This window comes from Streptomyces sp. NPDC093097, from assembly GCF_044754325.1.
In the GTDB taxonomy this organism is placed as follows: Bacteria; Actinomycetota; Actinomycetes; order Streptomycetales; family Streptomycetaceae; genus Streptomyces.
On sequence record NZ_JBIVOW010000034.1, the window covers coordinates 34,664 to 54,760 of the forward strand.

Annotated in this window: 20 protein-coding genes; 5 read left to right on the top strand and 15 right to left on the bottom strand. The window is 72.6% G+C overall.

The window, feature by feature from the left end; genetic code table 11:
• Nucleotides 1–66: 66 nt before the first annotated feature.
• Entirely contained in the window at nt 67–747 is a 681-nt protein-coding gene (locus tag ACIQE0_RS36115; RefSeq protein WP_402339917.1) for an SCO3374 family protein, read from the top strand.
• Here ACIQE0_RS36115 and ACIQE0_RS36120 read toward each other — a convergent pair.
• From ACIQE0_RS36120 to ACIQE0_RS36165, 10 genes are all read right to left on the bottom strand, one after another.
• Entirely contained in the window at nt 678–1,010 is a 333-nt protein-coding gene (locus ACIQE0_RS36120) for an Lsr2 family protein (RefSeq protein ID WP_067348362.1), read from the bottom strand. The genes ACIQE0_RS36115 and ACIQE0_RS36120 overlap by 70 nt on opposite strands.
• A 157-nt stretch (nt 1,011–1,167) precedes the next feature.
• Complete coding sequence (locus ACIQE0_RS36125; RefSeq protein ID WP_366332411.1) at nt 1,168–1,686, bottom strand: amino-acid N-acetyltransferase; 519 nt, start codon at nt 1,684–1,686, stop codon at nt 1,168–1,170.
• 9 nt (nt 1,687–1,695) lie between these two features.
• Nucleotides 1,696–2,166, bottom strand: a complete 471-nt coding sequence (locus tag ACIQE0_RS36130) for a BlaI/MecI/CopY family transcriptional regulator (RefSeq protein ID WP_402339965.1) — start codon at nt 2,164–2,166, stop codon at nt 1,696–1,698.
• 169 nt (nt 2,167–2,335) lie between these two features.
• Nucleotides 2,336–2,515, bottom strand: a complete 180-nt coding sequence (locus ACIQE0_RS36135; RefSeq protein ID WP_366332413.1) for a hypothetical protein — start codon at nt 2,513–2,515, stop codon at nt 2,336–2,338.
• A 60-nt stretch (nt 2,516–2,575) separates the two neighbouring features.
• Nucleotides 2,576–3,307, bottom strand: a complete 732-nt coding sequence (locus ACIQE0_RS36140) for a hypothetical protein (RefSeq protein WP_402339922.1) — start codon at nt 3,305–3,307, stop codon at nt 2,576–2,578.
• Between the two features lie 126 nt (nt 3,308–3,433).
• Nucleotides 3,434–4,231, bottom strand: a complete 798-nt coding sequence (locus ACIQE0_RS36145; RefSeq protein ID WP_366332414.1) for a type III pantothenate kinase — start codon at nt 4,229–4,231, stop codon at nt 3,434–3,436.
• 109 nt (nt 4,232–4,340) lie between these two features.
• Entirely contained in the window at nt 4,341–5,372 is a 1,032-nt protein-coding gene (gene nadC / locus ACIQE0_RS36150) for a carboxylating nicotinate-nucleotide diphosphorylase (RefSeq protein ID WP_402339925.1), read from the bottom strand.
• On the bottom strand, nt 5,369–7,180 hold the full coding sequence (locus ACIQE0_RS36155; protein ID WP_402339927.1) for an L-aspartate oxidase: 1,812 nt from the start codon (nt 7,178–7,180) through the stop codon (nt 5,369–5,371). Before ACIQE0_RS36155 ends, nadC begins: the two co-directional genes overlap by 4 nt.
• Nucleotides 7,177–8,379, bottom strand: a complete 1,203-nt coding sequence (gene panC, locus ACIQE0_RS36160) for a pantoate--beta-alanine ligase (RefSeq protein ID WP_366332417.1) — start codon at nt 8,377–8,379, stop codon at nt 7,177–7,179. Before panC ends, ACIQE0_RS36155 begins: the two co-directional genes overlap by 4 nt.
• Complete coding sequence (locus ACIQE0_RS36165) at nt 8,376–9,593, bottom strand: DUF2520 domain-containing protein (RefSeq protein WP_402339930.1); 1,218 nt, start codon at nt 9,591–9,593, stop codon at nt 8,376–8,378. Before ACIQE0_RS36165 ends, panC begins: the two co-directional genes overlap by 4 nt.
• A 293-nt stretch (nt 9,594–9,886) precedes the next feature.
• On the opposite strand from ACIQE0_RS36165, the gene ACIQE0_RS36170 reads away from it, so the two are divergent.
• A complete protein-coding gene (locus ACIQE0_RS36170) occupies nt 9,887–11,224 on the top strand; it encodes a threonine aldolase family protein (protein WP_402339933.1) in 1,338 nt (445 codons plus the stop codon).
• A gap of 371 nt (nt 11,225–11,595) precedes the next feature.
• Here the strand turns inward: ACIQE0_RS36170 and ACIQE0_RS36175 are convergent, their stop codons facing one another.
• A complete protein-coding gene (locus tag ACIQE0_RS36175) occupies nt 11,596–11,934 on the bottom strand; it encodes a hypothetical protein (protein ID WP_402339936.1) in 339 nt (112 codons plus the stop codon).
• Between the two features lie 99 nt (nt 11,935–12,033).
• On the opposite strand from ACIQE0_RS36175, the gene ACIQE0_RS36180 reads away from it, so the two are divergent.
• On the top strand, nt 12,034–13,143 hold the full coding sequence (locus tag ACIQE0_RS36180) for a DUF5937 family protein (RefSeq protein ID WP_366332421.1): 1,110 nt from the start codon (nt 12,034–12,036) through the stop codon (nt 13,141–13,143).
• Nucleotides 13,144–13,418: 275 nt separating this feature from the next.
• Here ACIQE0_RS36180 and ACIQE0_RS36185 read toward each other — a convergent pair whose 3' ends face one another.
• The 4 genes from ACIQE0_RS36185 to ACIQE0_RS36200 all read right to left on the bottom strand — a co-directional run bounded on the left by ACIQE0_RS36185 (nt 13,419) and on the right by ACIQE0_RS36200 (nt 17,170).
• Nucleotides 13,419–14,129, bottom strand: coding sequence for a glycoside hydrolase family 75 protein (locus ACIQE0_RS36185; protein WP_384103903.1), 711 nt, complete (start codon nt 14,127–14,129; stop codon nt 13,419–13,421).
• A gap of 304 nt (nt 14,130–14,433) precedes the next feature.
• On the bottom strand, nt 14,434–15,102 hold the full coding sequence (locus tag ACIQE0_RS36190) for a response regulator transcription factor (RefSeq protein WP_366332423.1): 669 nt from the start codon (nt 15,100–15,102) through the stop codon (nt 14,434–14,436).
• Between the two features lie 136 nt (nt 15,103–15,238).
• Nucleotides 15,239–15,670 (bottom strand): hypothetical protein, encoded by a 432-nt coding sequence (locus ACIQE0_RS36195; RefSeq protein WP_366332424.1) that lies wholly within the window; start codon nt 15,668–15,670, stop codon nt 15,239–15,241.
• Nucleotides 15,671–15,964: 294 nt separating this feature from the next.
• Nucleotides 15,965–17,170 carry a sensor histidine kinase gene (locus tag ACIQE0_RS36200; protein WP_402339940.1) on the bottom strand — a complete coding sequence of 402 codons (1,206 nt, stop codon included), beginning with the start codon at nt 17,168–17,170 and terminating at the stop codon, nt 15,965–15,967.
• A gap of 276 nt (nt 17,171–17,446) precedes the next feature.
• Here ACIQE0_RS36200 and ACIQE0_RS36205 point away from each other — a divergent pair, with 276 nt between their 5' ends.
• Nucleotides 17,447–18,643: an SAM-dependent methyltransferase gene (locus ACIQE0_RS36205; protein ID WP_402339943.1), complete on the top strand. Its 1,197-nt coding sequence runs from the start codon at nt 17,447–17,449 to the stop codon at nt 18,641–18,643.
• A gap of 85 nt (nt 18,644–18,728) precedes the next feature.
• Entirely contained in the window at nt 18,729–19,871 is a 1,143-nt protein-coding gene (locus ACIQE0_RS36210; RefSeq protein ID WP_366332427.1) for an NADH-quinone oxidoreductase subunit D, read from the top strand.
• The last annotated feature ends 226 nt before the right edge of the window (nt 19,872–20,097 follow it).

Consider the following 20,097-nt stretch of genomic DNA (forward strand, 5'->3'; position numbering starts at 1 on the left):
ATATACGGAATGCATTCATCCAAATACCGAGCGTAACCTTCCTTGGTGCCGGGAGTTGCACCGGACATGGCACGCGCGCTTCCGCGACCCCGCCCCCCGTTCGCCGCCGTCCGCCAGTGGTACGAGGACGAGCTGGGCTGGCCGACCACCGGCACCGAGCCGGTGGAGCTGCTCACGGGGCCGCGCTTCGACGTCCTGGAAATGCCCGCCGGCGCGGGGCGCGCCGTACTGCGGCGGATGCCGCGCACCGGCCCGGTAGCACTGCTACGGCCCGAGCGGGGCGACAAGCCCGCGGGGGATCGGCCGAAACTGCTCATGCTCATTGCGGCCGGCGGCGCGGAGGAGCTCCCAGAAATCCTGGAGTGGCTGGAGTGGGGCACGCTCGCGGCGGACCTCACTGCACGCGGGGCCGGGGGGCGGATGCCCGCGCCGGCGATCCCCGCCGAGCACCGCGCGTCAGGCGGCTGCGGCACTCGGGAGGCCGCCGGATGGGTGCGGCCTCCCCAGCCTGGATACGAGGTGGAGGATTTCCTGCCCGCCACGGGGTTCGGGGCAGGAATCGGGGACGGTGGGGGCGCCCCCGACCTCGTACGGCTCGTGAGCACGGCGGCGACTGAGTGCCACCGGGCCCGGTTGGTACGTGCTCGTAATGGCCAATCGGATCGCGCGTGCGGCGCTCAGCCGTTGGCCTTCTCGAATGCCTCACGAATGTCGGCGGGGACGCGGCCACGGTCATTCACGTTGTAGCCGTTCTCCTTCGCCCAGGCACGGATCTTCGCGGTGTCCGGGGAGCCGGCAGAAGCCGCACGGGCCTTGCCGCGGCCGGCGGAACGGCCACCGGTCTTGCGACCGGCCTTCACGAAGTCGGCCAGCGACTCACGGAGCTTGTCCGCGTTGGCGTCGGAGAGGTCGATCTCGTAGGACTTACCGTCGAGAGCGAACGTCACGGTCTCGTTGGCCTCGCCACCGTCGAGGTCGTCGACAAGAAGAACCTGAACCTTCTGTGCCACCAGGATTCCCTTTCATCGAATGTGGATTACGACGGAAAGCAAACCGCCTTTCCGGGAAAAACACAAACCCTTGGGTAGGGTTCACTTGCCCACAGAGCGGGGAACGCATGCTTCCACAGCCATGAGATAGGGGAGCGATTCGGACATAGAACACTGATCACAGGTGCAGAAGCATGCGGCTGTTGCCCAGGGTGTTGGGCTTCACTCGTTCGAGACCGAGGAACTCCGCTACGCCCTCGTCATAGGAACGCAGCAGTTCACTGTAGACATCCCCGTCTACGGGAGTCTCGCCGATCTCCACGAAGCCGTGCTTGGCGAAGAAGTCCACTTCGAAGGTGAGGCAGAAAATTCGCCGCACTCCGAGCCATCGTGCGGTAGCCAGCAGCTTGTCCAGGACGTGGTGTCCGACTCCGGTACCGCGCAGCGTCCGGTCCACTGCCAGGGTGCGGACCTCCGCCAGGTCTTCCCACATGACGTGCAGTGCGCCGCAGCCGACGACCTCGGCGTCTTCGTCCCGCTCGGCGACCCAGAACTCCTGGATGTCCTCGTAAAGCGTGACGGTGGCTTTGTCTAGCAGGATCCCGTCGCGCGAGTAGGCGTCGATGAGGCGACGCACGGCCGGTACATCGCTGGTCCGGGCACGGCGGACGGTGAGCCCTTTTGAATGCGCTGACATGCCCGGACGCTATCGCCCCTTGCCGCCGGGCTCCGCTCCGGGTTCATCTCCTTCGCCGGCCGGCGCTTCATCCGCGGCTTGTGGCTCTTCTTCGCCGGCCCGTTCCGCGGGCTCTTCCCCGGTCGCGGACTGTTCTTCCTCGGCTACAGGACGATCGTCGACCTGCACCATCCGTACGGCATCGCGGAGGGCTTGCCGTTGTTCCGGCGACATCATGCCGAAGAAGGCCACTAGTGCGGCCGCGGGGTTGTCGCTGGCGGACCACGCTTCGTTCATCAGTGCGGCCGAGTAGGCGGCGCGAGTGGAGACTGCCTCATATCGATAGGCGCGGCCTTCCGCTTCACGGCGGACCCAGCCCTTCTGATGGAGGTTGTCCAATACGGTCATGACCGTGGTGTAGGCGATCGACCGTTCCTTCTGGAGATCCTCCAGAACTTCTCGAACGGTGACCGGTCGGTTCCACTCCCAGACCCGCGTCATCACCGCGTCTTCCAGATCACCCAAGCGTCTCGGCACACAAGAAGAATAGTGGGAGATGTCGCGAATGCCGGTTGATCTCGTTGCGTTTGGTCCGGAAAAAGGAAGTACGGCCCGGGACGGTCAATCCCGGGCCGCACTGAAGGGGCGAGCCGCCATAAATGGCGGCGGTTCAGGCGCCGGAGGCCTTGGGCTCCTGCCCGGCGGCTTCGGCGCGGGCGAACGCCGCGTCGACGGCCGCGTCCTCCTTCGACTTGTTCTGCCCCCCCTGGCTCTTGATCATCGTGACGATCAGGCAGGTAAAGGCGACCGCCATCACTACGGGCGGAAGCAGCGCGGCGACGTAATCCATGGCAGGGGCCTCCTTCAAGGCGTAAGCCCGCGACAAGTACCCAGCCAGGGTACGCAGCGATCAGGCGGTGCGTGTCTCCGGGGGCGGGGCGGGCTTCCGTCGGGGCGGAAACACCTCGCCGGGCGTCGGGATGGGCCGGTCGGGGCGCGGCGCCTTGGGGCGCGGCGCGGGCTTGGGCGGCTCCCGGCGCGGCTCCCTCCGGGGCTCCTGCTGGGGGTCCGCCCCGGGGTCCGATCCGGCGCCCGGTCCACTCAGGGGGGCCGCGGCGGCAGGGCCCCGGTGTCCGCCGGTGCGGCCGGCCGGCAGGACGTCCGGTACGGCGCCTGAGCGCCCGCCTGGCAGCGCGCGCAGGCGGGCCCGCACAGATTGTTCGGCCAGTCGCTCGCAGTGCCGCAGCAGGGCGCTGCGGCGCTTGCGTTCGGCCTCGACGGCGGGGCGGGTCAGCAGCGCGCGCAGCGCGGCGAGGTCGTCGGGGCCGGGCACGTGGCCGGCCGCCAGCGCCTCCTGGAGCCGCGTGAGGTAGCCGGTGGCGGCACCCGGCAGGGCGTCGCGGTAGCGGGCGAGGTCGGCGAGCAGGAAGGCGCGCAGGCGGGCGCCCTCACGAACCGCCTCGTCCACCGCCTCGGCCAGCCGGAGGTATTCCTGGACGTCCTGCGACCGGTCCGCACCGAGGGCGCCCAAGGGCACGGTGGAGGAGGTCGTCTGGAGGGCATGGGCGAGGGCGCGACGGAGGACACGCAACTCATCGGCGCCGAAGGCCATGCCGCCGCGGGATCCGTAGGGCGTTGGCATGCCGCGACTTTACGACCGATTCGGACAAAAGCCGCTTAATTCGCGAACGGTGGCGCGGCCGCGGAGTGCGCGTCACACGGGCGCGCCAGTACGGAACCGGCGCCGCCCTTTTCCTCCGTCGCCCGGTTACAGCCGCCCGACGTTCCGCTCGTACACCAGCCGCAGGCCGATGAGGGTCAGCCAGGGCTCGTGCTCGTCGATCACCGAGGACTCGCCGAGCACCATCGGCGCCAGTCCGCCGGTGGCGATCACCGTCACGTCGTCCGGGTCCTCGGCCAGCTCACGGGCCATCCGGTGCACCACACCGTCCACTTGGCCGGCGAAGCCGTAGAGGATGCCGGACTGCATCGCCTCGACGGTGTTCTTGCCGATGACGCTGCGCGGCCGGGCCAGCTCGATCTTGCGGAGCTGGGCGCCCTTGACGCCCAGCGCGTCCACGGAGATCTCGATGCCCGGGGCGATCACGCCGCCCACGTACTCCCCGCGGGCGCTCACCGCGTCGAAGGTGGTCGCGGTGCCGAAGTCGACGACGACGGCCGGGCCGCCGTAGAGCTCGACGGCGGCCAGCGCGTTGATGATGCGGTCGGCGCCGACCTCCTTGGGGTTGTCCATGAGGATCGGCACGCCCGTCTTGACGCCCGGCTCCACCAGGACGGCCGGCACGTCCCCGTAGTAGCGGCGGGTCACCTCGCGCAGCTCATGGAGCACCGAGGGGACCGTGGAGCAGATGGAGATCCCCTCGATGTTGTCGCCCAGGTCTTCCCCGAGCAGCGGGTGCATGCCCATCAGGCCCTGGAGGAGCACCGCCAGTTCGTCGGCGGTGCGGCGGGCGTCGGTGGAGATCCGCCAGTGCTCGACGATCTCCTCGCCGTCGAACAGGCCGAGGACGGTGTGGGTGTTGCCTACGTCGATGGTCAGGAGCATGGGGCGCACCGCCTCCGGTTCACGTCGCGCACGAAGGGCTCGCCTGGGGTGGTCGGTGGGGAGACCGGTGGGCTGGTGTTGCCCGCTTCGATGGTCGGCAGCATGGTGGTCAGCGGCCCTCGTCGTCGCTCGCGCGCAGGTCCAGGCCGATGTCGAGGACCCGGGCGGAGTGGGTGAGCGCCCCCACCGCCAGGTAGTCGACGCCGGTCTCCGCGTAGGAGCGGGCGTTGTCCAGGGTGAGTCGGCCGGAGGACTCCAGGGACGCGCGGCCGGCGACCAGTTCCACGGCCTCTCGGGTCTGCTCGGGCGTGAAGTTGTCCAGCAGGATCAGCTCGGCGCCCTCGGCGAGGATCGGCGGGATCTGGTCGATCCGGTCGACCTCCACCTCGATCGGCACGCCGGGGAACTCGTTCCGTACGGCCGTGAACGCCTCGGCGACGCCGCCGGCCGCCACCACGTGGTTGTCCTTGATGAGCGCCGCGTCGGACAGCGACATCCGGTGGTTGACGCCGCCGCCGCAGCGCACCGCGTACTTCTCCAGGGCGCGCAGGCCCGGCGTCGTCTTACGGGTGTCGCGGACCTTGGCCTCGGTGCCTTCGAGGGCGTCCGCCCAGGCACGGGTCAGGGTGGCGATCCCGGAGAGTCGGCCCAGGAGGTTGAGGGCGCTGCGCTCGGCGGTGAGCAGGTCGCGGGTCCGGGTGGTGACGGACAGCAGCTTCTGCCCGGCCACGACCCGCTCGCCGTCCTCCACGTGCCGCTCGACCGCGAACTCGTCGGTGCAGACGATGGACAGCACCGCCTCGGCGACCCGCAGGCCGGCGACCGTGCCGTCCTCCCGGGCCGTGAAGTCCCCGGTGGCGACGGCGTCTTCGGGGACCGTCGCCACGGTGGTGACGTCCACGCCCTGGTCGAGGTCCTCCTCGACGGCCAGGTGCGCGATGTCCTCCACCTGGACGGGGTCGAGTCCGGCGGTCACCAGGAGGGCGGCCAGGTCCGGGTCGAGCCCACAGGTCAGCGGGTCCAGCTCGTAGGCGTCGCCGTCCCCGGCGGCGCACCCGCAGGCGTCGCCGCAGCCCCCCGTGGGGGTGGCGCCGGGGCGGCCGATCTGGAGGAGGGGGAGGTCGTCGGGGGTGCTGCTCACGGGGTGGGCTCCGTATCGGGGAGGGGTGCGGGTTGCGGGGCGGGGCCGGCGGTCGCGGGGAAGCCGGCGGTCCGGGTCGTATGGATGCTCAGGGTGTGGTCGGCACCGAGGGTGATGCGGAAGTGGCGGCGCCAGGAGGCATCGTCGCGGTCCGGGTGGTCCTCGCGCCAATGGCAGCCGCGGGTCTCCTCCCGGCGCCGCGCGGCGGCGACCAGGACCCGGGCAACGCACAGCAGGTTGGTGACCTCCCACGCCTCCACGCCGGGCTCCGGGGCCTTGGTGGCGCCGGACGCGGGGTCCGCGGCGGCAGCGACGGCCTCCCGCTGGAGGCGGTCGAGGCCGTCGGCCGCCTCGGCGAGGCTGGTGGCGCTGCGCAGCACACCGGCGCCGGCGGTCATGATCCGTTGGATGGCGGTGCGGGCCTCGGGCGCCAGGAGGGGCAGCGGGGTGCGGGCCTCCAGGGGGACGGGGGCCGGGGCCGCCGTCCCCCTGGAGGCGATGTCCGCGGCGATCCGCTCCGCGAAGACCAGGCCCTCCAGAAGCGAGTTGGAGGCCAGCCGGTTGGCGCCGTGGACGCCGGTGCAGGCCACTTCACCGCACGCGTACAGCCCGGGGACGGTGGTGCGGCCGTGCAGGTCGGTGCGGACGCCGCCGGACGCGTAGTGGGCCGCCGGGGCGACCGGGACGGGCTCGGTGACCGGATCGATGCCATGCGCGCGGCAGGCGGCCAGGATGGTCGGGAAACGGTGCTCCCACATGTCCGCGCCGAAGTGGCGGGCATCCAGGTACATGTGATCGGCGCCCTGCTCCTGGGCCCGGCGCATGATCGCCTTGGCCACGATGTCGCGCGGGGCCAGCTCGGCGAGTTCGTGCTGCCCGACCATGAAGCGGGTGCCGTCGGCGTCGACCAGGTGGGCGCCCTCGCCCCGTACGGCCTCGGAGATCAGCGGCTGCTGGCCCTCCGCTTCCGGCCCCAGGTAGAGCACCGTCGGGTGGAACTGGACGAATTCGAGGTCCGAGACCTCGGCGCCGGCCCGCAGCGCCAGGGCGACCCCGTCCCCGGTGGAGACCGCGGGGTTGGTGGTCGCGGAGAACACCTGGCCCATGCCCCCGGTGGCGAGCACCACCGCCGGGGCGTGTACGGCACCGACGCCGTCGTGCTGGCCCTCCCCCATGACGTGCAGGGTGACGCCGGCCGTCCGGCCCTCGGCGTCCGTGAGGAGGTCCAGGACCAGCGCGTTCTCGATGGTGCGCAGGTCCCCGATGCGCCCGCCCTTGGACGGGAGCGCTCCGTGCTCGCCCCTCCCGGCGGCGCGCACCGCGGTCACCAGGGCGCGGGAGATCTCCGCCCCGGTGGCGTCGCCGCCGGCGTGCGCGATCCGGCGGCGGTGGTGGCCGCCCTCCCTGGTGAGCGCGATCTCCTCGCTCCCGGGGGCGGTGTCGAAGCGGGCGCCGGCCGCGATCAGCCGGTGGACGGCGTCCGGGCCCTCGGTCACCAGCGTCCGCACGGCCTCCTCGTCGCACAGGCCGGCGCCCGCGACGAGGGTGTCGGCCAGGTGCTGCTCGGGGCTGTCGCCGTCCCCCAGGGCAGCGGCGATCCCGCCCTGCGCCCAACGGGTGGAGCCGTCGTCCAGCTGGGCCTTGGTGACGACGACGGTCCGACGGCCGGCGGCGGCGCAGCGCAGCGCGGCGGTCAGCCCGGCGACGCCGGAGCCCACGACGACGACGTCCGCCGTGATGGACCACCCGGGGGCGGGGGCGGTGAGGCGTATGCCGGTGGGGCCGGCGGCGGTTCCGGTAGCGGTCATCGGGTCGCTCCCAGGGGGCCTTGGGGTGGGGTGGACTTCCTGGACTTCCTGGAGGGCTCCCGGGCCGTCCCGGGTGCGGGCTTCGCCTGGGCGCCGGTGTGCTGCCCCTGTGCGACGGCCGGATGCGGTGCCCCGCTCGCGGTGAACAGGAGCCGGATGTTGTCGATGAGCCGGGTGGTGCCGACCTTGGCGGCCACCGCCAGGATCGCCTCGCCCTCGAACCCGTCCGGGACCTCGGTGAAGTCCCGGGGGTCGACCAGGGCCAGGTAGTCCAGGCGGAGCGGCGGGTCCAGGTGGGCGGCGTCCTCCAGGACCGTACCGGCCGCGGCGCGGGCCACGGACGGGCCATGCGGCGGCTCCGCGGCGGCGTAGGCGACGGCGTGCGCGTCGGCGGCCGCCCGGTCCTCACCGAGGGCGGCCAGCGCCGCGGAGCGGTCCTGGACCGGGTGCCCCGTGGAGGCGGCGCGGGCGCGCAGCGCCTCTTCCGCGGTGAGCCGGTCGCGGGCCGCGAAGAGCGCCGCGGACAGCGCGAGCGCGGTGTGCCGCTCCGGTCCGGACAGATAGCGGTTGCGGCTGGAACGGGCCAGCCCGTCGGCCTCCCGGACCGTGGGGACGCCGACGATCTCGACGGGGAAATTCAGGTCCGCGGCCATCCGCCGGATGACGGCGAGCTGCTGGGCGTCCTTCTCCCCGAAGAACGCCAGGTCGGGCGCGGTCAGATGGAGCAGCTTGGCAACGACGGTGAGCACCCCGTCGAAGTGCCCGGGGCGGCTGGCGCCCTCCAGGACGGTGCCCATGGGGCCGGCGGAAATACGGACCTGCGGTTCGCCGCCCGGGTATACCTCGTCGACGGACGGCGCGAAGACGGCATCGGCGCCCGCTCGGGCGGCCAGCACCACGTCCTCGTCCAGGGTCCGCGGGTAGCGGTCGAGGTCCTCGCCCGCCCCGAACTGCAACGGGTTGACGAACACCGTGACCACGACCTGGCCGTGCGGCCCCACCCGCTCCCGGGCCGCCCGGACCAGGGCGGCGTGCCCGTCGTGCAGGGCGCCCATGGTCATGACGACGGCTCGTCCGCCGTCGCGGCGGGGCAGCGCGCGCAGTTCCGCGGCGGTCCCCACCAGTTGGGGACCCGACGTCGGCCGGGCGGTATCCGGGCGGGCGGCGTCCGGGGGCGGGCTGACGGGCGAGGAGGTCATGAGTCGCCTCCGTGGGAGCCGGGGTCGGGGGCTTCGGAATCAGGGGCGGCGGGGCCGGCGGATCCGGGGCCTGCGGGCCCGTTGCCGCGGTGGTCGTCAGGCGCTCCGGTGCCGGCGGTCCCGGGGGCGGTGTCTTCCGGCTGGGCGGGGCCTGCGGGCCGGGCCGGCCGGTCCGAGGCTGCGGTCCCGGCCTCGTGCGCGGGCTGGTCGTGGTCCCGGTCGGCGTCGCCGGGGCCGGTCGAGGGGGCTCGTTCACCGTTCCTGGGCGCCGGCTCCCCGGAGGACGCGGCCGGGTCGGCGGCCCCGTCCGGAGCCGGTCCCGCGAGAGCGTCCAGCAGTTCGGCGGCGAGTTCCGGCTTGAGCAGACCGTGCGACAGCGCCCGGTCGGCCGTCATACGGGCCATGGCCAGATAGCCGGCGACGGCCTGCGGGGCGTGCTGACGCAGCTCCGCCACATGGGCCACGACGGTCCCGGCGTCCCCCCGGGCGACCGGGCCCGTCAGGACGGCGTCACCGGACCGCAGCGCGTTGTCCAGGGCCGCGCCGAGCAGCGGGCCGAGCATGCGGTCCGGGGCCTGCACACCGGCCTTCTCCAGCAGCTCCATGGCCTGCGCCACCAGCGTGACCAGGTAGTTCGCGCCGATGGCAAGCGCCGCGTGGTACAGCGGACGAGCAGATTCCAAAATCCACTCGGGCTCCCCGCCCATCTCGATGACCAGCGCTTCCGCGGCCATCCGCAACTCCTCGGGAGCGGTCACCCCGAACGGGCAGCCGGCCAGCCGCTGCACGTCCACGGACGTCCCGGTGAACGTCATGGCCGGGTGCAGCGCCAGGGGCAGCGCACCGGCCCGGGTCGCCGGGTCCAGCACCGCCGTCCCGAAGCGCCCTGAGGTGTGCACCAGCAGCTGGCCCGGCCGTACGGCACCGGTCTCGGCGAGACCGCTCACCAGGTCGGCCAGGGCGTCATCGGGGACGGTCAGCAGCACGAGGTCCGCACGGGCGAGCACCTCGGCCGGGGAGACCAGGGGGACGCCGGGCAGCAGCTCGGCGGCACGCCGTACGGAGGCGTCGGAAACCCCCGAGACCGCGACCGGGCGATGCCCCGCGAGCTGCAACGACGCGGCGAGCGCGGGCCCTACGCGGCCTGCCCCGACGACTCCGACAGTGAGCCGAGCGGGCCGGTCCTGGGCCTCGATGGATGGATGTGGATTCACGTGGCAACGGCCTTCCGTTCCAGTCCGCGAGGGGTACCGGACGATTCGTCGCCATGCTACGCGAGTGCTTCATCCCGGCTTCGGAACCGTACGCGGGTGAGACGAGGGTCTCGAAGGGGTGGCGGAGAGGGGCTTCGAAGGGGGAAGGCGAGGGGCTCGAAGTGGGGCTGGAAGGCCCGTCCCCGCGCCGGATCGCGGAGTTGTCCACAGGGCTCGCGGCGCCGCCGGCCGCTGCGCGATGATCGGTCCGACACCACGCGCGGACGGCGCGGGACGAGGCGAGGGCGGGGGCCATGGCGGACGACGGGAAGTACACGGCCGAGAGCCGGGAATCGACGGGCGGGAAGCCGACGGACCAGAGGCGGGCGGACCGGAGGCCGCGGGACGAGAAGCCGACGGTCGGGGGAGGAAAGCACACGGCCGAGGACAGCGGTCCGGAGAACGGCCTGGGCGGTCCGGAGAACGGTCTGGACGGCGGTCCGGAGAGCGCGCTGGACGATCGGGAACGGCGGTTCGCCGCGTACCGCGGCTCGGTGCGGACGCTGTCCGGCACCCGCCCCCCGGAGACGGTCGGCGAGCGGCTGTCCCGCCTCGCGGCCGAGGCCCCGGGCGCCTACGACCTCGGCGACTGGCTCGACATCTACGGCAACGACGACGGCATCGTGGGCGCACTGGAGCGGCGGACCGCCGACGCCTTGGGCACCGAGGCCGCCGCGTTCTTCCCGACGGGCACCATGGCGCAGCAGGTGGCGCTGCGCTGCTGGGCGGGCCGCACGGGCAACGCAACGGTCGCCGGCCATCCGCTGTCCCATATGGAGGTGCACGAGCGCGACGCCTACGCGGTGGTCAGCGGGTTGCGCATGGTGCATCCGACGAACGCCCCGCGCCTGCCGACGGCCGCCGAGGTCTACGAGCTCCAGGAGCCGTTCGGCACCCTCGCGCTCGAACTCCCGCTGCGCGACGCCGGATACCTCCTCCCCAGCTGGGAGGAGCTGACGTCGGTGGTGGCCGCCGCACGCGACCGGGACGCGGTGGTGCACTTCGACGGCGCCCGCCTATGGGAGAGCGGTCCGCACTTCGGCAGGTCGCTCCCGGAGATCGCCGCCCTCGCGGACAGCGTCTATGTCTCCTTCTACAAGTCGCTGGGCGGCATATCGGGTGCCGCCCTGGCGGGCACCGAGGAGTTCGTCGAGGAGGCCCGTGCCTGGCGGCACCGCTACGGCGGGCAGTTGTTCCAGCAGTGGCCGACCGCGCTCGCCGCCCTGGCCGGGCTGGACCGCGAACTGCCCCGGCTGCCCGCGTATGTGGCCCATGCCAAGCTCGTCGCCCGGGCGCTGCGGGAGGGGCTGGCGGAGGCCGGTGTGCCCTGGTTCCGGGTGCACCCCGAGGAGCCGCACACCCATGAGTTCCAGGTGTGGCTGCCCCATGATCCGGAGGTCCTGAACGAGGCCGCCACGCGTCAGGCCGAGGAGACCCGGACGACCCTGTTCCGCAGGTGGTTCGAGCCGGGCCTGGCCGCCCCGCCGGGTGTGGCGATGACGGAGGTGACGGTTGCCTCCCCCGCGCTGGAGTGGACGGCGGAGGAGATACGCACGGCGGCGCGCGAGTTCGTCCGCCGCATCGAGGACTGAGGGGTGAGAGGTGAGAGGTGAGAGGTGAGGGCCGAGAGCTGAGGGGTGAGAGGTGCGGGCCGAGGGTTGAGGACTGAGGACTGACGTCGTCGGTGGCACGGGACGCGGGCGACGGCGGCGTGGTGGGGCCAGGGCGTCGGCGCGGAGTGTCGGCGCGGGGCGTCGGCGTGCTGGTGCCAAGGCGCTCTCCCAGGGCGTCGGCGTCGCGGGGCTCGCTCGCCCACCAGCGGGCTTGGCCAATTCACGTTCCGGCACGGGCTGTTCTCGTGCGGTGCGGTCTGTGCGGTCTGTTCCCACAGGGCCTGCTCACGTCCCACAGGGCCTGCCCACGCGGGGTCCGTCCCCCACGGCGTCCGTTACCGCGGGGTCCGTTACCGCGGGGTCCGTTCCTGGGCGTCCCGGGCACGCGTGGTGTGCGCTCTCACGGTGAGGGGTGACGGTGCCGCGGGGCGGGACCGGGTCGGTGCGGGGCCGCCTTGGTCATCCAGGGGCCGGAGATATCGGGCCAGCAGCGTCGCGGTGCGTCGCGCCAGGCGTCCGTTGCGCCCCCACCAGCGCTCCGCGGGATCGGTGACCACGGCCTGGAAGCGCCGCCATTGCCGGATCTCCCGGGCGGTGCGAACGGTGGCTGCGCCCGGTGCGGGCGGGGCGGCCTCGCCCCGCTGGGCGGCACGGTAGCTGTCGAGGAGGTACTGCTGTGTGAGGTCCATGGCCTCACTGTGCGGCGGCCGGGCGGGCTCTGGCTCGTCGATTGACGAGAGCCGTCAATCGACGGCACCGCAGGTCAGGGCCTCGCGCATGATGGCGGTATGGCCAACGTCATCGACATCACCGGGCTGCCGCTGGAGCGCGTGGTCTTCGCGCCCTCCCCGCTGGCCGAGCTGAGCGCGGCGCTGCACGCGCTGTCCGAGCCGGGACACCACCCCGGGCTGCACGGCTGGGTCACCGCGACCAACGCCGGGCTGAAGACCGACCTGGCGGACCGGCTGTGCGAGGCGGACTTCCTGTGGCGGTCCGCCCGCTCCGACATCCTGCTGCCCGCCCACCCCGGCGCGACGCTGGCCGAGGAACTGGACAAGCTGGACGAGATCGACGACGAGCGGTTCGTGGCCGCCGCCTTCGAGATCAGCTGCTCGCCGCGGTACACCCGTCGTACGCCGTCGCCCCTGGTCGACGCGGAGGAGCGGGCGCGCGTACGGGAGATGGCGGCGGCCCGCGGCCCGCGGCAGGCGGCGTTCACCGACCGGATGCTGACCGACCCCGACGGCCTGCGAGTGTGGCTGCGCCGCCTCTTCGAGGACTGCGAGAAGGCGTTCTTCGGCGACATCTGGCGGCGGGTGAGCATCGAACTGGCCGCCGACGCCCGGCACAAGACCGAGTTGCTGCGTCGCAAGGGCCTGGCCGAGACGCTGACCGCGACCTCGCGGGCGCTGACGTTGGACGAGGCCCAGGACGGCAGCGGCCGCACCCGGATCCTGGTCGACAAGCTGGCCAGCGCCCGCACCACGGCGTTCGCCGACCCCGCCGACCCCGGCGTCACCTTCCTTCCGACGTCGTTCGGCTGGCCGCACCTGCTGTTCAGCTACGCTCCCGGCTGGCGCCCGGTGTTCCAATACCCGGTCGCGAGCCCGGAGTTGCCCGCCCCCGCCACGCTGGAACTCGTCCAGCAACGGCTGGAGGCGCTCGGTCACCCGATGCGCATGCAGCTGTGCCGCACCCTGTCGCGAGGGCCGCATACGACGGGGGAGCTGGCGACCACGTTCGGCATCACGGCACCGGAGGTGTCGCGGCACATCGCGGTGCTGAAGAAGGCGGGGCTGCTGCAGACCCGGCGCCGCGGGCGCTATGTGCTGCACCAGCTGGACCTCCAGGTGGTGGCCCGGCTGGGCAGCGACTTCCTTGAGGGCGTACTGCGCTGAGCGAACCGGCCGGCCGGCGAACCAACCCGTGAACGAACCGACCGGTGAACGAACCGACCAGTGGACGAACCGGTCGGTGGACGAACCGGCCGGCGGGCGAAAACCGACCGGTGGACGAACCGGCCGGCGAGCGAACCGGCCGGTGGGCGAAGGCAGTTGGGGGCGGAGGCGGCTGGCCGGCCATGCCCGCTCCTCCCTGCCCGTTGGGGACGAAGGCGGTTGGCTCGCCATGCCGGCTCCTCCCGCCCGTCGGTCGCTGCCCCGCCCACCGCCGGTCAGTTCTCCTGGAGGAACTTCTTCGCCAGGGCGTCACCGCTGCTGACCGCGGCGGAGTGGCTCTCGATCGGCGACGCCTGGGAGTTCTTGAACAGCAGGTAGGTGACACCGGAATCCGCGCCGCCGGTCTCCGGGTCGGGGTCGATGCCCAGCCCCTTGGCGGCCGCGTAGGACGCCTCGCCAATGATCTTGTTGGGCCCGGTGTCCCCGACCACGGCGTACTCGACCTGGTTGTTGTAGATGATGGCCACGACGCCGCCGCCCTTGATGCCGGCGGACTCGTAGTTCCAGATGCTGCTGACGCTCGGCACCACGACGTAGGGCAGCTTCGCGGCGTTCAGCGGCTTGTCGTCGGACTGGTGGAACCTGGTGTCGTCCTGGAACCACGGGTCGGTGTCGGCACTGCACTGCGAGGTGATCTGGCCGTCGCAGTCGATGTCCATATCGGCCTTCCAGAACACGGCGCCGTTCTTGCCGCAGACCGGGACGGTGGCCGGGGTCCCCTCGTCGGTGCTGTATTTGCCCTTCGATACTTGCGTACAGTCCTTGAGTTTGGCGAGCAGTTGGGCCGCGGAGACCGAGCCCTCCTGAAGGGCTGCGTGGGGTGCGGCGGCCCGGTGGGCGGCCGGTTGGGCGGTGGCGGGAAGGGCCGCGGCGGCGAGGAGGGCAGCGCCGGAGGCGGTGGCGAGAGCAAGTGTTCTTCTGCGCACGGGGAACCCTTCTGTTAGGAAAGCTTCCTTACGGCGCGCCAATCTGCTCTTTGTTACATGTCCCCGTCAAGATGGGTATCGGCCATCGCCCCGGCACTGCGCGAAGGAACGGAACGTCCCCGCGCGGCACGGGAGGACGGAAGGACGGAAGGTCCCCGCTCTCCCCGGAGGGGCGAAATGAACGAGGACGAGGGTCAGGGGGACAGGGCCGGAGGGCGCACCGCGCAGAGCCGGCCAGGTCGGCCCCTCGGCCGTCCCCTCAGCCCGGCATTCCTGCTGGCCCGCCCCCTCCCCCATCGCCCCGCTACGCCCCCGCGCCCCCGGCCCGCACCAGCCCGGTCTCGTACGCGAGCACCACCGCCTGGACCCGGTCCCGCAGGCTCAACTTCGTCAGGATCCGGCCCACATGCGTTTTGACCGTGGCCTCGGACAGCACCAGCCGCGCCGCGATCTCACCGTTCGACAGGCCCTGCGCGACCAGCAGCAGAACCTCCCGCTCGCGGTCGGTCAGCCGGTCCAGCTCGGGCCGCGCGGGCTCGCCGGAGGTGGCGGGCAGCATGGGCGTGAAACGGTCCAGGAGGCGGCGCGTGGTGGACGGCGCGACGACCGCGTCACCGCTGTGCACCGCCCGGATAGCGGCGAGGAGTTCGTTCGGCGGCACGTCCTTGAGCATGAAGCCGCTGGCGCCGGCCTTCAGCGCGGAGAAGGCGTACTCGTCCAGGTCGAAAGTGGTCAGGATGAGGACCTTCGGGGCCCCTTCCTGCTGTCCGCCCCCGCAGATGCGGCGGGTGGCCTCGACCCCGTCGAGGACGGGCATCCGGACGTCCATCAAGATCACGTCCACCTCGGCGGTCCGCAGCACCTCCAGGGCCTGCGCCCCGTCGCCCGCCTCGGCGACGACCTCCATGTCGGGCTGCGCGGCGAGCACCATCCGGAAACCGGTGCGCAGCAGCACCTGATCGTCGACGAGCATGACTCTTACACATGAGGAAACCGGGGGCGTCTGAGGCGAGTCCATGAGCCCAGGGTAAGTACCGGAAGACGGCCCCGCCCTCAGCTTTCAGGGGTAGAGCCGTCATCCCGGAGTATGACCCCGACGGTGCGCACCGTCAGTGGCAGAACGACGCCTTCACCGCGTCCACGATCCGGCGGGCCTGATCGTCTGTGACGTTCGGCAGGGTGCCTGGCGTGGTCCCTTGGAAGCGCAGTTTCGCCCCCTCCTGCACATCGGCGTCGGCCTGGCCCGCCCGGATGTCCGCGCAGATGGTCTTGGCCCCCGTAACCGCCCACGCCTGGTTGCCGCCCAGGGCCGGGTCCACGGCTTTGAGAGCGCTCACCAGGGTGCGGGTCTGCTGTGCGTCGGGCGACACGGCCGGCTCCGGCGGCGTTTCGGAGCTTGCGGACGAGGTGGATTCAGCGGGCTTCGTGCTCGTCGACGCCGGCTTTCCGCCCTCATCGCTGGTCGTGGCGTTGCACGCGGACAGAGCCAAGGCGGCAGCGATGACAGCGATAGCGGCGCGTCCGCACTGTTTGTTGATCACGTGGACACCATAGGTGGGAACGCGGAAGCCCCGTTCACCGTGGCTGCCGAACGGCACCGTCTCGTGCGCGACGGGGTCAGGACGGAAGCAGGCGGGCGGCGCGTGCGGGAGGCGACCGGAATCCAGACGTACCGATGACCGGCGGGGCCGGCGGGGAAAGACGCCCAACGTCCGCCCCGGCCGACGGGCGGATGCGGCCACTGGACGGATGGCGCCTGCGCCCGGCCGACGGGCGGCCTCACCCCTCGGCGGGCCGGGCCCGCCCTCCGCACCGCGCCGGTGAAACCGTGCCGCTCACCGCTCCGCCTTGAGCGGCAGTACCGCGTTCACCCGGAAGCCGCCGCCCGGCCGGGGGCCGGCGTCGAGGAGGCCGCCGACCATGCCGACCCGCTCGCGCATGCCGATCAGGCCGTGGCCGAGCCCGTCCGCACCGCCCGACTCGTAGAGCTCGTGCTGTGCGCCCCGGCCGTCGTCCTCGACGAGCAGATCGAGGTCGTCGTCCCGGTAGGTGAGGCGGACAGTGGCACTGACTCCGGGGCCGCCGTGCTTGCGGGTGTTGGTCAGCGCCTCCTGAACGATGCGGTACGCGGTCAGCTCCACGCTGCTCGGCAGCGGGCGCGGTTCGCCGACCACCCGGAAGTCGACCGGCAGTCCGGCGCCCCGGACCTGGTCTATGAGGTCGGCGAGCTGCTCGACGCCGGGCTGGGGCACATACTCCTCGCCCTCGGCCTGCTCGCCGGTGCGCAGCACGCCCAGCAGCCGGCGCATCTCGGCGAGCGCCTGCCGGCCCGTGCCGGAGATCGTCTCCAGGGCCTGCCGGGCCTGGTCGGGCGAACCGTCGAGGACGTAGGCGGCGCCGTCGGCCTGGACGACCATCACGGAGACGTTGTGTGCGACGACGTCGTGCAGCTCGCGGGCGATCCGGGCGCGCTCGGCCGCGACCGCGATCCGCGCCTGGGCCTCGCGCTCCTTCTCCAGGCGGGCGGCCTTCTCCTCCAGCTGCGCCCAGTAGGCACGGCGGGTGCGCACCGAATCGCCGAGCACCCAGGCCAGGACGAACGGGACGGTGAACAGCACGGTGAAGAACAGCGCCGCCCACACCGGCACGTGAACGGGGCTTTCCTGGAAGCGGAGTTGGGACACGGCGGGGCCGAGCAGTGCGGCGCCCAGTGCGAAGCGTGAGGCCCAGCGGCGCGCCGAGGTCTCGGAGGCGACGGTGTAGATGATCACCAGCGTCGCGAAGTCGGCGACGTTGGGGCCGACGCCCAGGGCCAGCTGACCGATGCCGAGGGCGGCGGCCAGCAGCAGCATCTTGACCGGATACTTGCGGCGCAGGGCGATGACCAGGCACAGCCCGATGCTGAAGACCAGGGCGATGATCTTGCCCGAGACTCCGGAACGGGAGATGACCCACAGCCCGCTGAGCCCGAAGAGGAGGAAAGCCCAGAAGCTGTCCACTCCCGTCGGGTGCCTGCGGAAGAAGTCATAGAGGCGCTGCACGTAACCCAGCGTAGGCAGCGCGGGGAGGCAACGGAGTCAACCGGAGGAGCGATCCTTTCGGGAGGGTCTACTCCCCTAGGTGGAGGCCGTATGCGCCATATGTGTCGCCGCCAGGGTCGATCCCCGGACACGCGCCGCGGACGAACCCGCGCCGTCCTCTGACACCACCTCTGCGACCAGCGGTTTCCCTGCCCGCTCCGGCTCATACCGTGGGTCGACCGCCCCACCACGGGTCGACGCCCCGCGCCGCGAGTACGTCCCCGTACGGTGGTCCGTGTGACGACAGAGGGACGTGCGGACGTGGCGAACGGGCAGCAGGACGCCAAACGGAACGCCGGGCGAAGCGCCGGACCGAGCGCCGGACCGAGCGCCGCCGATGATCATCGCGCCGACGACCGCCGTCCCGCCACACCAAGCACCGCCTCCACCCCCACCCCCACCCCCAACGGCACCTGGCGCGGCTGGCGGGAGGCGGCCGAGCAGGCGCTCTACGGCCCCGACGGCTTCTACACCCGCCCCGGCGGCCCCGGTCCCGCCGGCCACTTCCGCACCTCCGTCCACGTCTCCCCGCAGTACGCCGGCGCCGTCGCCACCCTCCTCCGCCGCGTCGACGCCGCGCTCGGCCACCCGGACGAGCTGGCCCTGATCGACGTCGGCGCGGGCCGCGGCGAGCTGCTGAGCGGCGTGCTGGCCGCGCTCCCCGAGGAGGTGGTCGCGCGGGTGCGCCCCTGCGCCGTCGAACGCGCCGCCCACCCCCAGGGCCTCGACCCCCGCATCGCCTGGCGCGCCGAACTGCCCGCGCCGGGCTCGCTCACCGGGCTGCTCTTCGCCAACGAGTGGCTGGACAACGTGCCGGTGGACGTCGTCGAGACGGACGCCGCCGGAGTGCCGCGCCGGGTCCTGGTCCGGGCCGACGGCGCGGAACTTCTCGGCGCACCGGTCGACGGCCCGGACGCGGAGTGGCTCGCCCGGTGGTGGCCGCGGGCCGCACCGGACGCCCCCGACCCCGTCCCCGGGCTGCGCGCCGAGATCGGCCGCCCCCGGGACGCCGCCTGGGCGCGCGCCGTCCGCACCCTCAGCGCCGGGCTCGCGGTCGCCGTCGACTACGCCCACCGGCGCGCCGACCGGCCGCCCTTCGGCACCCTCACCGGCTTCCGCGAGGGGCGCGAGGTGGCGCCCGTCCCCGACGGCGGCTGCGACCTCACCGCGCACGTCGCGCTGGACGCCTGCGCCGGCCCCGCGGCCGAGCAACTGACCCAGCGCGCCGCGCTGCACGCCCTCGGCGTGACCGGCCGCCGGCCGCCGCTGTCCCTGGCCACCGCCGATCCGGCCGGCTACGTACGGGCGCTCGGCGCGGCCGGCGACGCCGCGGAACTGACCGATCCGGCCGGTCTGGGCGGTTTCGGCTGGCTGCTGCAACCGGTCGGCGGCGCCGCCTGCGCCGGTCTGCTCGCCCCCGAGTCCACGGCCTGACGGCACCGTTCGCCCCTCGGTACGGGGCCGTCCGCACCCCGGACCGCCCCGTTCCGCCCCCGTCCCGCCCTGCGACACTGTCCCCATGACGGAGACGACGGTCGGCATCGGCGGCGCGGCGGAGAGCACCGACATGGTGCTGAACATCGGCCCGCAGCACCCCTCCACGCACGGCGTGCTGCGGCTGCGCCTCGTCCTGGACGGCGAGCGCATCCGGCACGCCGAGCCGGTGATCGGCTATATGCACCGCGGCGCCGAGAAGCTCTTCGAGGCGCGCGACTACCGCCAGATCATCATGCTCGCCAACCGCCACGACTGGCTGTCGGCGTTCTCCAACGAGCTGGGCGTGGTGCTCGGCGTCGAGCGGATGCTGGGCATGGAGGTCCCCGAGCGCGCGGTGTGGACCCGTACGCTGCTCGCCGAGCTGAACCGCGTCCTGAACCACCTGATGTTCCTCGGCTCGTACCCGCTGGAGCTGGGCGGCATCACCCCCGTCTTCTACGCCTTCCGGGAGCGCGAGGAGCTCCAGACCGTCATGGAGGAGATCTCCGGCGGCCGGATGCACTACATGTTCAACCGGGTCGGCGGCCTCAAGGAGGACCTGCCGGCCGGCTGGCTCGGCCGGGCCCGGCAGGCCGTCGCCGACGTCCGCTCCCGTATGGACGTCTTCGACGACCTGGTCCTCGGGAACGAGATCTTCCGCGGCCGCACCCGTGGTGTCGGCGTGCTGACCCGGGAGGCGGTGCACGCCTACGGCGTCTCCGGGCCGATCGCCCGGGCGTCCGGCGTCGACTTCGACCTGCGGCGCGACGAGCCGTATCTCGCCTACGGCGACCTCCAGTCCACGCTGAAGGTCGTCACCAGGCAGGAGGGCGACTGCCTGGCCCGCTTCGAGTGCCTGCTTGAGCAGACCCACAACGCCCTCGAACTCGCCGACGCCTGCCTGGACCGCATCGCCCAGCTGCCGCCCGGCCCGATCAACCAGCGGCTGCCCAAGGTCCTCAAGGCCCCTGAGGGCACGACCTATGCCTGGACCGAGAACCCGCTGGGCATCAACGGCTACTACCTGGTCTCCAAGGGCGAGAAGACCCCCTACCGCCTCAAGCTGCGCTCCGCCTCGTACAACAACATCCAGGCGCTGACGGAGCTGCTGCCGGGGACGCTGGTGGCCGACATGGTGGCCATCCTGGGGTCGATGTTCTTCGTGGTCGGGGACATCGACAAGTAGGGCGGAGCCGGGCCAGGGCGGGCCACCGGGCCGCGCGGGCGCGCGGTACGTGAAGGCGGCGCGGGCGCGCGGGCGTTCGCGCACGGTGCCCGCACGGTACCCGCACACAGTGAAGCGGCGGGGCGCCCGTCCACAGGTTGTGGACGGGCGCCCCGCCGCTTTGTACGTCGTTCCCGCCTTGTACGCGTCGTCCCCGGTCTGCAGCTCGTCCCCGGTCTGTACGTCG